This is a genomic window from Streptomyces sp. NBC_00376, from assembly GCF_036077095.1.
In the GTDB taxonomy this organism is placed as follows: Bacteria; Actinomycetota; Actinomycetes; order Streptomycetales; family Streptomycetaceae; genus Streptomyces.
The window spans coordinates 304,688-317,457 of sequence record NZ_CP107961.1 but is presented as its reverse complement, the minus strand read 5'-3'; the positions used below and the strand labels follow the sequence as shown (position 1 = coordinate 317,457).

Sequence of the window (12,770 nt, the reverse complement as noted above, 5' to 3'; positions counted from 1 at the left end):
TCCATCGGGATCGGGCGGCGCGGTGGGGGTCGGGCCCGGCCTCGGATCCGGCGGCCAGTTCGGTCAGGCGGCGGTGGCGTCCATGCGGCGGCGCAGGCTCAGCGGGCGCAGGTCGGTCCAGATCTCGGTGATGCGCGCGAGGCACTCCTCGCGGGTGCCCTCGGTGCCCTCGGCGTGCCAGCCGGCCGGCAGGGCGCGGTCGGCCCACCAGATCGAGTACTGCTCCTCGTCGTTGAGCACGACGCGGTACAGGGTCTCTTCAGCCCGTTGCTGCTCGCTCATCAGTTCGACGCCCCTTCGTGTGGTCGGTTATGGCCATGTTTGAAGGGCGGCCTATCCGGGCCCTATGCCGGTCATGTATTCACCGGGCCCGGGGCATGGGGCCCGTCCGTCCGGCGAAACGACCGCCGCCCCGTGCCTCCCACTTGGATGCCGTGCGCGTCGGCGTCGGCCCGCCGCGCGGATGCGCCCTGCACGGCAAAGCGAGCAATGCTCGGAACCTGTGGATCGGCTGGGGAGGACGTGCCGTCCCTGGTGATCGTCAACGCCTGCATGGCCGAGTCAGCCGACCAGCGGGACGAGAGCGGCCGCCGTCTGGTGGTGCGCATCGGCTGCCACCGGCCGCGGAAGATCACCACCGCGGCCGGATCGGTGCCGTGCCTCTTGCCGGCAGGCCCAGCCGGGATCTGCGGTGGTCCGGGAAGCGATCGGCGTTTGGGTCGAGGAAGTCGATCAAGTCCATGAGTGCAGCCTGAAGTCGCACGAGCCTGGGATGTGGCCGCGTCGAGGAAGCCAGTTCGCGGATGCCGTCCGATAGCGGCTCGAACCACCCGGCGAAGTCAGCGTCGGTGTCCAGACGCCGGCAGAACTCCGACGGTGACGCGGCAGCGGTGTTGCGCCAGTAGCGAGCGGCGGCGGTGTCGCCGACGGCGGTGGCCCGCTTGGCGAACCCCGGGTACGCGGTGGTCGCCTCGTTGTGCTCCCCGATGATGGCCCTGCGCAGGTTCTCCCTCGTCGTGCGGACCAGTCCGGCCAGGACCGCCTCGCCGGCAAAGTGCTCGTTCAGTTCGACCTTGGCCGCGCCCTCCCACAGGCGGGCCAGCGGGGTGTTGCCGGTCTGCCGGGCGTGGGCGTGCGCCTCGCCGTGCAGGGCGGTGTCCAGGTTGGCCTTGGTGCGGGCGGCCTTCACCTTCGGCAGCCCGGCGGGCACCGGCACCACGTCGGCCTTCGGCGGCGCCGGGATGGCGCCGTGGCCGGTGGTCACGGCCGTGAGGGCGGTGCGGAAGGCGTCGCGGTGGCGGCCCTCGTCCGCGGCGATCTCGCTGAAGAGTTTCGCAGCCCGAAGGTCCCCGTCGGCGCGGGCCTGCTCGGCGAAGCGGCGGTACATCTCGCCGCCGAGGGCCACATCGTGGGCCCCGACGACCTGGCCACCATCAGCCCGCTGATCACACGCACGATACGCCGCTTCGGCGACTGGCACCTGGACCTCACCCCGCCCAAGGACGTCATCGCCACCAAGCTGGACCTGGCCCCCGGAGCGCTGATTCCCACCACGCCGGTGGTCGCGTGACCCGGCATCGATCAGACCACAGAGCGCCGCCGCGTCCTCATGCCGAACTCAGGGCGGACTGGTGGTCCCAGCCGCAGAGGAAGAGGATTGTGCAGCCTGGCCACGTACCGCCGGTACGCCCGCGCCTCGGCCGAGGTGCCCTCGACCTCGTCATCACGGTCAGGGAACGCCACGCTTCCCGCGTCCAGTACACGGGCGTTCGTCCCGAACTGGTTGCCCTGCAGGCGGCCGGTTACCAGTCGGTGCCGGTTCGAGGGAATCAACTTGGACCGGCCGGTTACCACGGGGCCGCGGTTGACCTGGAACCGGGCCTCGCGGTCGTTGCGGAACAGCACGACGCTCTCACGGAGATCACGCACGTGGGTGTACACGTCGAAGGCCCAGTCACCCGGAGCTCCCCCCGAGGCGTAGTGCGCACGGAAGTAATGCATGAACCGGGCGGGCGCAGGCCGCCGGGCAGTTCGGGGAGCCGGAAGGAGTACCGGCCGAGCATGCAAGGCCCGGGGCGAGGCCGCGGGCTACCGCACCCGGCTGCGCGACGCGGAGACGCGCCTCGATGGCGCCAAGAGCGCCGAGGAGTCCGAGGACTCCACGCACGAACTCGGCATCCAGCCCGAGGCGTACGACCCCAAGCTGGACGTCGACTTCACCCCGCTGCGCGGGCAGGACCCGGCCGCCGGCGGCTTCGTCGCGGCGGCCTGATCCCCGCCCCTGGGCGGGGTGATGGTCACGTCGGCTGGACGAGGCGGCATCCGGCACGGGCGCAGGATCGGATGCCGATATCGGTTTCGTCACTGCCGGAGGTGGGCCAGAATGCGGGAGTTCCAGCGGGGTGCGGTGCGGCTGCACATCCTGCACCACGCGGCCGAGGAGGAGATCCAGGGCGCGTGAATGGCCGAGGAGCTCGCCCGCCACGGCTACCAGATCAGCCCCGGCACCCTGTACCCGACGCTGCACCGGCTGGAGACCGACGGGCTGCCGGTCTCCGAGCAGCAGGTGGTCGATGGCCGTACCCGGCGTGTCTACACGGCGACGGAGGCGGGGAGGAAGGCCCTGGCCGAGGACCGCAGGGCGCTCGTGGAGCTGGCTCGCGAAGTCCTCGGTGACGACGCCCCGTAGCGGCAGCCGCGGGGGTTACGGCCTGCGGGCGGTCAGAGCGCGGCGGAGTCCGTAGGCGGCGGCGCCGAAGGCCAGCACCGCGGCCCCGGAGACCACCGAGGACAGGGGCAGGGCGAAGACCAACACCAAACATCCGGCCAGCCCACCGGCCGGGATCAGCCGGTTCGACCGTCCTTCGTCCTCGGTGAGCGTCCAGGCGGAGGCGTTGGCGTAGTACGCCAGGACGCCGAAGGAGGAGAACTCGATGGCCCCGAGTGAAGGTGAGCAGGCGCGGCTTGTCGGCGCTGACCGTGGTGCGGGACCTGCGCGAGTGCAGGGAGCCGGTCTCGGCGGAGGAGCTGGAGCAGTTCGAGACCGACGTGCTGGCCGGGTTCGTCTGGCCAGGGCCCCGGCCGGGCTACGGACGGCACGATCACGGTGACGTCGGGCATGGGAACCGTTCGAATGCCAGCGGTTCTGAGTCATTGTGCCGCTCCGAACCTGGAGTCAGCCGCCGTGTTCATGTTGACGTTCCTCGTTCGTGGATCCGATGTTGCGGCCCTTGATGAAGCAGGCGGAGGACTGAGCGACTGCGAAGAGGATGCACTCTGCGAGCGACTGCGCCATGAAGGCATCCCTGGCCTCGCGCGGTGTGGCCTCCCACTCTCGGAGAGCGGATCAGCGTGAAGTGCGGCGGCTGACGAGCGGGACGGCTTGAGTGGCGAGATGGACGATGTGGGGCGGTACGGGGACGTGCTCCGAGAGCGCCGGGTCCGGTTCCGGCTCTCCCCATTCCGTACGCATGGGGAGAACGCCCGCCCACAGGCCCAGTTCGGCATCGGGTCCGTCGCCGTCGTCCGGCGGGCCGGTGCGCACCTTGACGGAGGCCTCGTCGAGAGGGAGTGCCAGCAGTGCAGTCGCCGCAAGTTCCTTGCGGTTGGGGAGGCGTGTGTAGCCCCACTGGCCCGCGGCGACGTGCTCGGTGAGGCACCGCAAGCCGTAAAGCTTCTCCTCAGGGTCGGTCACGGCTCGCGGTATGCCGTAGATCATCGCGCTGCGATAGTTGACCCCGTGCTCGAACACCGAGCGCGCCAGGACGAGGCCGTCGACGTGCGTGACGGTCAGGCACACCGACTCGTTCGGTGCGGCAAGCAGGCTCCGGCTTGCCACCGAGCCATGAAAATAGACCGTGCTCTCATCCGCTCCGTACACGGTTGGGACCACCATCGGGCCGCCGTCGACGACCACGCCGAGATGGCACAGGAACCCCGTGTCCAGGATGGCGTCGAGATCCGCCCGGCTCCGGCTGCCCTGCTCCCGCAGGCGTCGATGACGGGTGCGCTCCGTGACGGGCAGGAAGGTGCCTGGTGTCTCCTCAGTCATGCTGGCAGACGCTATCGATGTTGGCGATTTCAAGCTACTGATCTGACGATATTCGTTGGAAGTGACGTGTTTCGCAACGGATACTGTTGCCCGGGATAGGTCCGGCGTCGACCCCTTGGCCGCGGCCGGGGGTTGAGGAACGCGCGAAGCCTTCGCGCGGGCCCGTACTCCTGTTCGCAGGACGCCACTGGCTGCTCGCTGCTCGCCTGACGTGGATGCTCCTCGACCCCCAGTCCGCGCTCGTGAGCGCGTTCGACCCGGGCCTACCGCTCCTCGACAGTGCGGGCCTGGTAGCCGGTCCGCTCGCTGATCTCCGCCCGGTCGACCCCGGCCGCCAGGGCCTGGACCAACGATCCCATCCCGACCCGGCAACCGAACCCACGCCCTCAGGCGTCTCACAGGCACGGCCGAGTTGATCTCACCGGTCTCACGGTCCGGACCATCAACAGTCAAGGAGGCATCCGAGTTGACGACTCCACTCACGCCGGAGGACCCGGATCGGCTCGGCAACTACTGGATCGCCGCGCGGCTCGGCTCCGGCGGGCAGGGCGTGGTGTACGAGGCGTATGACCGGGACGGTACACGGGTCGCCATCAAGGCGCTGCGCCGCGACGCCGAGTCGCTCGTGCGGGAGCGGTTCGCCAAGGAGGTCGAGGCGGCGCGGAAGGTCGCCCCCTTCTGCACGGCCCGGATCCTGGACGCGTCCGTCACTGCGGCGAATGATGCGGGCCCCGAGAACACCGTGCCGTACATCGTCAGCGAGTACATATCCGGGCCAACCCTCGCCGCCCAAGTCCACGGGCACAGGCCGCTCGACCCCGATGCCGTACTGCGCCTGGCGATCGGCGCGGCAACGGCTCTCGCCGCGATCCACAACGCCGGCATCATTCACCGCGACCTGAAGCCCGGCAACATCCTCCTGGGTCCCGACGGGCCGCGCATCATCGACTTCGGCATCGCCCGTGCCCCCGACATGTCCCTCACGGCCACCGGCGCACTTATGGGCACCCTCGGCTACATGGCGCCCGAGGTCCTGTCCGGCCGGCGTGCAACCACCGCATCCGACATATTCGCGTGGGGCGCGGTCGTGCTGTTCGCGGCGAGCGGCGACGAACCGTTCCGTGGCACCCACATCGGTGAGGTCGCCCACCGCACCGCGTCTGTCAACCCCGAACTCAGCACGATTCCCGCCCGGGTCCGCCCACTGATCGCTGCGGCCCTCGCCAAGGACCCCGAATTACGGCCTGACGCACAGGCGTTGCTCACTGCCCTGGTCGGCGGGCCGAGCGAGGCCGCCGATCCGCGCCGCGCCCTGCTCCGAGCGGGCGCCCGCCGCGCCACCGCGCCCGAGGACGCGCACCCGCCGACCGAGACCGTCGCCCCGCTGGGCGAGCGCGCGGAGGCCGCGTTCACCTCGCTCCCACCAGCATCCCAACTCGCCGCGCACGAACTGTTATTGCGCCTCGTCCACCCTGGTGAAGCGGTCGACGGCACTCAGGACGCCGTGCGCACCGCGAGCCATGACGAGCTGTACGCCGGGCGCCCGGACAGTGAGCGGCAAGCCATCGACGCTGCCGTCACGACACTGGCCGAGGCCGGGATCCTGGAGTTCACGTCGGACGACGGTTCCGTACGACCCGTCAGCTCCGCGCTCGTCCCCGCCTGGCGCAGGCTGCGCGACGCCGTCGACGCCGACCGGCCTCGCCTCCTGGTCCACCGCGACCTGGGCCGCGCCGCCCTCCAGTGGCAAGCACATGGTGAACGGCCCGAAGACCTGCCACATGGCACTGCCCTGCGCACCTTCATGGACTGGCTGGCCGTGGCACCCTTCCAGTCACGGCCTAGTCCCCTGGAGATCCGCTTTCTGGGCGCGGCCCGGGAAGCGTCTGCCCGCGCCGGCCGCCGCAGACGTCACCTGCTTCTCTCTGTCGCTGTGCTGATGGTCTTCGCACTGCTGGCCGGAACGATCGCCTGGTTCCAGAGCAGGGAGAGCGCACGGCGTGGCGCCGAGGTGGAACTCCGTCGCGACCAGGCCACTTCCCGCTCCGTGGCACAGGCGGCCGACAATCTTCGCGGCAGCAGTCCGGACACCGCGCTGCTGCTGAGTCTCGCCGCGTGGCGTATCGCGCGGACACCGGAAGCGCGGTCGTCGCTGAGCGTCGCGGCGACGCAGCAGGAGACGGGCGTGCTCGACGCCCCCTCGCCCAGCTCGTCCGCGGACAACGGTGAGGCGCTCCTCGAACGCGGGCGCACGTTCATGACCTATACCGAGGACAAGACCATGTTCTGGGATCTGACCAAAGGCCAGGAGGGGGTCGCGATGCCTCGGCTCACCGTGGCCGGCGCCATGGTGAATCCACCCACTCCGCCTCTGGTCAGCACGGACAGCGGGCTGCTGCTGAAAGAGGGCGCGTCCGGCACCTACCAGCTCGTGTCCACCCGCGACGGCAATCCGTTCGGCAAGCCGATCCCCCGTCAGCCCGGCTTCCGCCCGGACCAGCTGTCGAACCAGGGACACGTTCTGTTCAGCCAGGAGAACCCGCCGACCGGCGCGCCGGTCACCCATCGGTTCTTCTCGCCCGCCACCGGGACCGTCTCCTGGACGACAGAGAAGGGAAGCTGGGTCCAACTCTCTCCGGACGGGACGCACTTCGCGTCCTGTTCACAGAAAGATCCGGGCAGCGCCGGCGAGCCCCTGACCGTGTGGGCGATCCGCCCGGGAGACACCGAGCCCCGGTTCGTGTTCTCCAGCACCACCCCTGCAAGCCGCTTCGACGACGAACGCGTCACCTGCGGCGGAGAGTCCACCTTCAGCGCGGACGGTAGCCTGCTGGGTCTACGGGACGGAGAGAGCTTCTTCGTCTGGTCCACCGCCGACGGCCGTCCGCGAGCCGACACCCCGATCCAGACACTCGGCGAGACGAATGCCGGCGTGTATCTGAGCGCCGATGGCAACTACGCTCTGGCTTCCTCACGGGAGCACCCCATCGCCGTCTGGTCACTCGACGGCTCCGCCGTCCCGCTCTTCCGCCTGACCGACCGCTCCGGGACCAATGACGGCAATGACAACGGCATACCGGGCATGGGCTTGGACGAGAAGTCCAAGACACTGACCTACCTGACCAGCGGATCCGAGCAGGTCCATCGCCTCGACCTGACAGCCGCCTTGTCCGGCGGCGGGCAGGGTCCGGCCGCCGAGGGCGCGGCGCTCTCCGCGGACGGCCGGACCGGTGTCTACCACCAGGGCGTCGACGCTCCGGTCCAGCACTTCTTCGACGTACGCACGGGCAAGGAGACCGGTACGCCGCTTCCGCAGCGGGCCGGGCCCGGCGAGGCCTCGGGGACCCGGGTCAGTGCACTGTCGCCGGACGGCCGCATCGTCGCCTTCACCGACTTCCGGCCGTCCGACAGCAGCCTCAACCTGTCCGTGAGCGTGTGGGACCTGCTCGCTCACAAGGAACTGCTGCGCGCGCCCGTCCCTGAGCAACGCAACGTCTTCGACATCACGATCTCCCGCGATAACCGCTATCTCGCCTTCGAGAACGACTATGCGGGTGTCCCCTCGGGCGAGGGCGGCGCCATCGACGTATGGGATATACGGGCCCGGAAGCGAGTGCACCGCTACCCGCAAGGGCAGAGAGGCTTCGGCCAGTTCAGTCAGGACAGCCGCCGCCTGGTCACCATGGAGGGCGATGTGCTCGACCTGGCGACCAGGACCAGCCGCCGCGCCGGTTTCGGCAACGAGGACGTCATCGGGTTGGCCTATTCACCCGACGGCGCGCTCCTCGCTGTGGTGCGCGCCACCGGCTGGGTCGACCTGTGGGACAGCGAGGCCCGCCACCGCCTGGCCCGCATGCCCAGCAGCACCGTGCGTGGCGGCACACGCACCGGCGCTTATCTGTCGGACGCCGTCTTTTCCTCCGACGGCGGTCTGCTGGCCGCCACCGTTGGCAGGGACGCCGTACAGCTGTGGGATGTCAACGCCCGTCTTTCCCTGGGCCAGCCGCTCGACCTGGGCGGTCGGGAGATCGACGCCATGGCCTTCGACGGCAGTGTGCTGCGCGCCCTCAGCGGCAGCCGCGCCCAGTCCGTCGACCTCGCCCCCGACGCGTTGGCCACCACCGTCTGCAAGAAAGCCGGCCGTGACATCACCCGTCAGGAGTGGCGCACGTATGTCCCGGACCTGCCTTACCGCAGTCTGTGTTGACGAGTGTCCTGCAATTCGGCGCCAAGGTCACCGAGCCTTTCTGGGGCTAAGACCGTGTCCTATGTGGGGTTCGCTCGTTGGGCTGTTCATGGGGCGGGATACGTGGAGTTGGATTGTTCCGGACGGGCTGTGGGAGATCGCGAAGCCGCTGATCCCGCCGCCGAGGGTGCGGCCGCAGGGCGGCGGGACGCAGGACACGCCTGATGAGACGCTGTTCGCCGCCATCATCTACGTGCTGGTGAGCGGGTGTGCCTGGCGGGCCCTGCCGCCGTGCTTCGGGATCTCGAAGTCCACCGCCCACCGGCGCTTCGTCATCTGGTCCAGAGCCGGTGTCTGGGGCCGGCTGCACGAGGCGGTGCTCGACCGCATCGATGAGTGCGGACTACTCGACCTCTCCCGCGTAGTCCTCGACTCCGCCCACGTACGGGCCAAAAAAGGGGCGAACTCACAGGTCCGAGCCCCGTGGACCGGGGTAAGCCCGGTTCCAAGATGCACGTCCTGTCGGACGCGCACGGACTGCCCCTGGTCGTCGGCGTCTCCGCCGCCAACACCCACGACAGTCAAGGTCTGAAGCCCATGGTGGCCGGTCTCCAATCGAGACACGACCCCCACCGCGGCTGGAACCACAAACCCGGCAAGCTCCACGCCGACAAGACTTACGACATACCTGACCTGCGGAGATGGCTCCGCGGCCGGTTCTCGACGCTCCGTGTTGTTCCACCTGCTCTGGCGTCGGCAGTTCGTCGCTGCGGGGTTGAAGGGGGAGCCGATCCCGTCCCGGGCCACCGGCATGTCAGGCACCTGGCCGACAGCGGGTGACGAACGCCGCTGGTGGATGCCAGCCTCCAGAGATTGACCGGCACCGGATTCTCGCTCCTGACCATGAATCGCCCTCCGTCTTCGTACAGTTGACTTGCCTTCACCGACCTAGGGGGATTCGTGAGTTCAGCTGCCGATGCGTCCGAAGTAACGACCTTGCCCTTCTGGGTTTCGTACGACGATCAAGGCGATCAAGACGGTCCACTCGACGACGGCGGCGACTCCATGGGCCTGTTCGGCGGTGGGGACGGTGAGGTGCGGCTGAGGAGCGTACCTCTGGGGCCCTTGCGCAAGAACCTCGCCGAGGCCGTGGACGCGTTGCAGCAGGTATTCACCGAGGCCGCCGCCCGAGGCGGACCGCTGCCGTTGCGGGAGGCACACCTGTCCTTCCAGGTAACGGCGAGCGGCGGTGTGCAGTTCGTCGGTTCTGCGCAGATGCAGCGCAGTCACGGCATCACACTGGTCTTCAAGAAGTGACCGGCGTGTGATGGCACGTCACAGAGCCCTACTCATAGGGGCCAGCGACTACGAGATGCGCGGTGTGCCGCCCCTCCCCTTCATCCCAGCCGACCTCGCCCGGCTCGGATCGGCGCTCGAAGACCGTGGTTTCGACGACGTGCAGGTCCTGGCCGGGCGCGAAGGCGGCAAGCAGGTTTCGGCGAACTACGTGAACGCCCGGGTGGCCGGCTTCCTCAGGCGCGCCCGCCCGGGCGACACCTTGCTCATCCTGCTGAGTGGGCACGGCGTGCATGTCAAGGGTCGCGACTACCTCGTACCTGAGGACATCGACGAGGACACGCATCCCTTCGAGTCGGGGTGCGTGGCGATCGACTGGCGTGGGCACCTCGACGAGACGCCTGCCGAGCACGTGGTCTTCCTGATCGACGCCTGCCGGGAGGGCATCGATCAGGACTCGATGGGCGTCGCGAGTGTCAAGCAGTGGAGCCGACAGAAGATCAGCGCCGCGCTGCGCCGCAAGGTGGCGTACATGTACGCCTGCTCGCCGGGACAGTACGCGCTGTTCGTGCGCCCGCACGAATCCCCCATCAACCCTGTCACCGGGGTCCGGCCCGGCGATTCGTTCAGCATCTTCTCCCGGTCGGTATCCGACGTCATCGCCGCGAATCCCGGTGCCGCCGCGCTACCCCTCGGTCGGTTCCAGGACGCCGTCCAGGACCGGATGACCGAGTTGCACCGCAGGTACCGCAAGAGCGGGCAGCCGCAGTCCCTGCGGGTCGTGACCGACATCCCGTCCGACGGTTTTCTCTTCCTGCCGTCGCCGAGCGGGCGGTCGGGGCGTGTCCGTGAGCCCTCCGCCGTGATCCGTGAGCCCTCCACAGCGGGAAGGGACGCCGATACGACGGCGTATGCGAGCGCCGGGATGGGTGTCGAGGCTGGCACTCCCCGACCGGCGCATCCGCAGCACGGTGTTCGGCTGGGCCGACGGGTGTGCTCCGCGCTAACCCTGCTCGGCCTGCTCGGCGTCGCGGCCTGGGCCGCGGCCACCTACAACGGCGATGGCAAGGGCGGTGACGCGAAGTCGAACAAGCCCGGATCGGAGACCTCGCTCACGCCCAGCTCCTCCGGGGCGCGGCCTTCCAGCACGAACAGCAAGAAGGACAAGAACAGTTCAGGATCAGGGGAGCCCAGCGCGTCCAACTCCGCGCTGCCCAACTGCACTCCGAGCGCTGCCGAGTTGACCGTGCGCAGCCTTCTCAACGCATACGGACCCGATGACACCCCCACCCTGCTGCTGACCGCGAAGAACATCAGCGGCAGCGATTGCAAGGTCGATCTCGGGCCTACGAAGACGGTACTGACTCTCACGTCGGCCAACAGCGCCGACGTCTATTGGTCCTCTGCCGACTGCCCCAGAGATGCTGGCAGTCAGCTCTTCCTAGCGCCCGCCCACGGCGACGTCACGTACACCGTGGAGTGGAACCGCAGGCCAAGTGCTCCGCAGTGTGCAACGCCTCCGGAAGGGTACGCAGGCTTCGGCACCTTTCTAGCGGAGGCGACAGCACCAGGCTTTGGCAAGGCGCGGACATCATTCGTGCTGTCCAAGCATTGAACTGGGAGATGCGGCAGACGCTGACGGGCTTGGACTACCCGGCATCGCGGATGCACCGGGATGTCGAACCATGCGGGTGCTCCCCGCGTGAGGCGCGACTTGCGCTTCACGGGCCGCCACTTGGCACTTGAGGTCACGTCACCTGCACGAGCGGATGGCGGGCCGGTGGTGGGGTGCCGGTACGCGGAAGCGGGGCAGCGGCCAGGCGGACCTGGCCGCTGCCCCGCCGCCGCAGTGCTCGTCCCCGTGGGCGTACGCACGTCCGGCAACCTCCTTTCAGCGCGGAGAAGATGGCGGTTCCAGGGATATGATATGGGCATGCCAATCCCGTCGCGTGCCCCACGCCGCGGCCCATCAGGAGGACGCAGTTGAACACGAGTTCGCGCATTCGAAGAGTGTCGCTGACCCTGGGCAGCGCACTCGCGCTCGTCATCGCTTTCCCGGGCGGCGCCTTCGCTGCTCCGCCCTCGGCCCTGCCCGCTGCCGCGGAAGTGCTGGAGCAGACGTTCCAGCCGGCTCTCGACTACGACACGGACGGCTGCTACCCCACTGCCGCCATCGGATCCGACGGGACGATTGCCCCCGGCCTCAACCCGAGCGGTGCGCTCAACGGACAGTGTCGTGACGCAGGGGACCTGGACAACACCAATGGGTACGCCCGCTACACGTGCAACAACGGTTGGTGCGCGATCATCTACGGCCTCTATTTCGAGAAGGACCAGGCCGTGGCGGGCAGCGGGCTGGGCGGGCACCGTCATGACTGGGAACACATCGTCGTCTGGGTGCAGAACAACCAGGCCCAGTACGTCTCCACTTCCGCTCACGGAAACTTCAACATCTACGGCCGCGACCAGATCCGGTGGGACGGTACACACCCCAAGATCGTCTACCACAAGGACGGCCTGAGCACGCACTGCTTCCGTCCCGCTAACACCAACGACGAGCCGCCGGAGAATCACGAACACAGCTGGCAGTACCCCAGCCTCGTCGGCTGGAACGGCTACCCGGCGGGCCTCCGCGACAAGCTGAGCCAGGCCGATTTCGGGAAAGCAGTCTTCGGTCTCAAGGACGGCAACTTCAGCGCCCACCTGGCGAAGGCGAAGCCGGCCGGCATCTCGTTCGACCCCAACGCCTGACGGTGCGGCGCCGTCCGTGTCGCGCTCTTCGGCAGGGCGGGGGAGCGACACGGCGCGGCGCCGGTCCAGCCGGCGGCATCGGCAGCGCCTCGGCTGCCCGTGCGAGGATCGCCACGTGAATGATCTGCACTTCCGCCGTGCCGACGACGCCGACCTCATCCACTCTTGTCCGCCTGCGCGACGACGCGGCCCGCTGGATGCTCGCCCAGGGCATTACCGGCCAGTGAGCCTTTTCCAACCTGACGGTGCTGGCCGCGTGTTGGACGGTTCTGCGGAACGACGAAGCTCCCTGGTAGACGAGTTCTCGACCAAGATCGCCCGCTTCCACCAGGAGTTTCAATGACGAAGTCAAGCCACCTGTGCGAGCGGTGGAGCGGGGGTGAAGACCCGGTGGTCGCGCAGGAGGGCCCATAGCACGCTGGCGCGTCGGTGGGCCAAGGCAGGGAGTGTCTAATCAACGGCGGATCTGCTGATCAAGGAGAGACG

General features: G+C 68.8%; 10 protein-coding genes and 4 pseudogenes. 9 read left to right on the top strand and 5 right to left on the bottom strand.

The window, feature by feature from the left end:
- Positions 1 to 63 precede the first annotated feature (63 nt).
- Both OG842_RS41210 and OG842_RS41205 read right to left on the bottom strand, forming a co-directional pair.
- Positions 64 to 282: an MbtH family protein gene (locus OG842_RS41210; protein ID WP_266737818.1), complete on the bottom strand. Its 219-nt coding sequence runs from the start codon at positions 280 to 282 to the stop codon at positions 64 to 66.
- A gap of 349 nt (positions 283 to 631) precedes the next feature.
- Positions 632 to 1,405: a ferritin family protein gene (locus OG842_RS41205; protein WP_328512716.1), complete on the bottom strand. Its 774-nt coding sequence runs from the start codon at positions 1,403 to 1,405 to the stop codon at positions 632 to 634.
- A 3-nt stretch (positions 1,406 to 1,408) separates the two neighbouring features.
- Here OG842_RS41205 and OG842_RS41200 point away from each other — a divergent pair, with 3 nt between their 5' ends.
- A complete protein-coding gene (locus OG842_RS41200) occupies positions 1,409 to 1,570 on the top strand; it encodes a hypothetical protein (protein ID WP_266737820.1) in 162 nt (53 codons plus the stop codon).
- An 11-nt stretch (positions 1,571 to 1,581) separates the two neighbouring features.
- On the opposite strand, the gene OG842_RS41195 is transcribed toward OG842_RS41200, so the two are convergent.
- A complete protein-coding gene (locus OG842_RS41195) occupies positions 1,582 to 2,001 on the bottom strand; it encodes a hypothetical protein (protein WP_266737821.1) in 420 nt (139 codons plus the stop codon).
- On the opposite strand from OG842_RS41195, the gene OG842_RS41190 reads away from it, so the two are divergent.
- Together OG842_RS41190 and OG842_RS41185 are read left to right on the top strand one after the other, a co-directional pair.
- Positions 2,000 to 2,272, top strand: a complete 273-nt coding sequence (locus tag OG842_RS41190; protein WP_266737822.1) for a hypothetical protein — start codon at positions 2,000 to 2,002, stop codon at positions 2,270 to 2,272. The genes OG842_RS41195 and OG842_RS41190 overlap by 2 nt on opposite strands.
- 111 nt (positions 2,273 to 2,383) lie before the next feature.
- Positions 2,384 to 2,689: pseudogene (locus OG842_RS41185) on the top strand (PadR family transcriptional regulator).
- 15 nt (positions 2,690 to 2,704) lie between these two features.
- On the opposite strand, the pseudogene OG842_RS41180 reads toward OG842_RS41185, so the two are convergent.
- Both OG842_RS41180 and OG842_RS41175 read right to left on the bottom strand, forming a co-directional pair.
- Positions 2,705 to 2,941, bottom strand: a pseudogene (locus OG842_RS41180) (amino acid permease); the annotation flags it as partial.
- Positions 2,942 to 3,346: 405 nt separating this feature from the next.
- A complete protein-coding gene (locus OG842_RS41175) occupies positions 3,347 to 4,051 on the bottom strand; it encodes a pyridoxamine 5'-phosphate oxidase family protein (protein ID WP_266737825.1) in 705 nt (234 codons plus the stop codon).
- A 466-nt stretch (positions 4,052 to 4,517) separates the two neighbouring features.
- Between OG842_RS41175 and OG842_RS41170 the strand changes: the two genes are divergently transcribed.
- The 6 genes and pseudogenes from OG842_RS41170 to OG842_RS41145 form a co-directional block, all read left to right on the top strand.
- Positions 4,518 to 8,258 (top strand): WD40 repeat domain-containing serine/threonine protein kinase, encoded by a 3,741-nt coding sequence (locus OG842_RS41170; protein ID WP_266737827.1) that lies wholly within the window; start codon positions 4,518 to 4,520, stop codon positions 8,256 to 8,258.
- A gap of 88 nt (positions 8,259 to 8,346) precedes the next feature.
- Positions 8,347 to 9,002: pseudogene (locus OG842_RS41165) on the top strand (IS5 family transposase); the annotation flags it as partial.
- Positions 9,003 to 9,197: 195 nt separating this feature from the next.
- Positions 9,198 to 9,554: a Pepco domain-containing protein gene (locus tag OG842_RS41160; protein WP_266737829.1), complete on the top strand. Its 357-nt coding sequence runs from the start codon at positions 9,198 to 9,200 to the stop codon at positions 9,552 to 9,554.
- A gap of 10 nt (positions 9,555 to 9,564) precedes the next feature.
- On the top strand, positions 9,565 to 11,148 hold the full coding sequence (locus tag OG842_RS41155; RefSeq protein ID WP_266738127.1) for a caspase family protein: 1,584 nt from the start codon (positions 9,565 to 9,567) through the stop codon (positions 11,146 to 11,148).
- A gap of 368 nt (positions 11,149 to 11,516) precedes the next feature.
- Positions 11,517 to 12,284, top strand: coding sequence for an NPP1 family protein (locus tag OG842_RS41150; protein ID WP_266737831.1), 768 nt, complete (start codon positions 11,517 to 11,519; stop codon positions 12,282 to 12,284).
- 115 nt (positions 12,285 to 12,399) lie between these two features.
- Positions 12,400 to 12,508, top strand: a pseudogene (locus tag OG842_RS41145) (GNAT family N-acetyltransferase); the annotation flags it as partial.
- Positions 12,509 to 12,770: the final 262 nt, after the last annotated feature.

What these genes read in the sequence shown, in the direction of transcription:
- OG842_RS41175 (WP_266737825.1), bottom strand. Translation starts at nt 4,051, where the DNA reads ATGACTGAGGAGACACCAGGCACCTTCCTGCCCGTCACGGAGCGCACC.
- OG842_RS41210 (WP_266737818.1), bottom strand. Translation starts at nt 282, where the DNA reads ATGAGCGAGCAGCAACGGGCTGAAGAGACCCTGTACCGCGTCGTGCTC.
- OG842_RS41195 (WP_266737821.1), bottom strand. Translation starts at nt 2,001, where the DNA reads ATGCATTACTTCCGTGCGCACTACGCCTCGGGGGGAGCTCCGGGTGAC.
- OG842_RS41155 (WP_266738127.1), top strand. Translation starts at nt 9,565, where the DNA reads ATGGCACGTCACAGAGCCCTACTCATAGGGGCCAGCGACTACGAGATG.
- OG842_RS41190 (WP_266737822.1), top strand. Translation starts at nt 2,000, where the DNA reads ATGAACCGGGCGGGCGCAGGCCGCCGGGCAGTTCGGGGAGCCGGAAGG.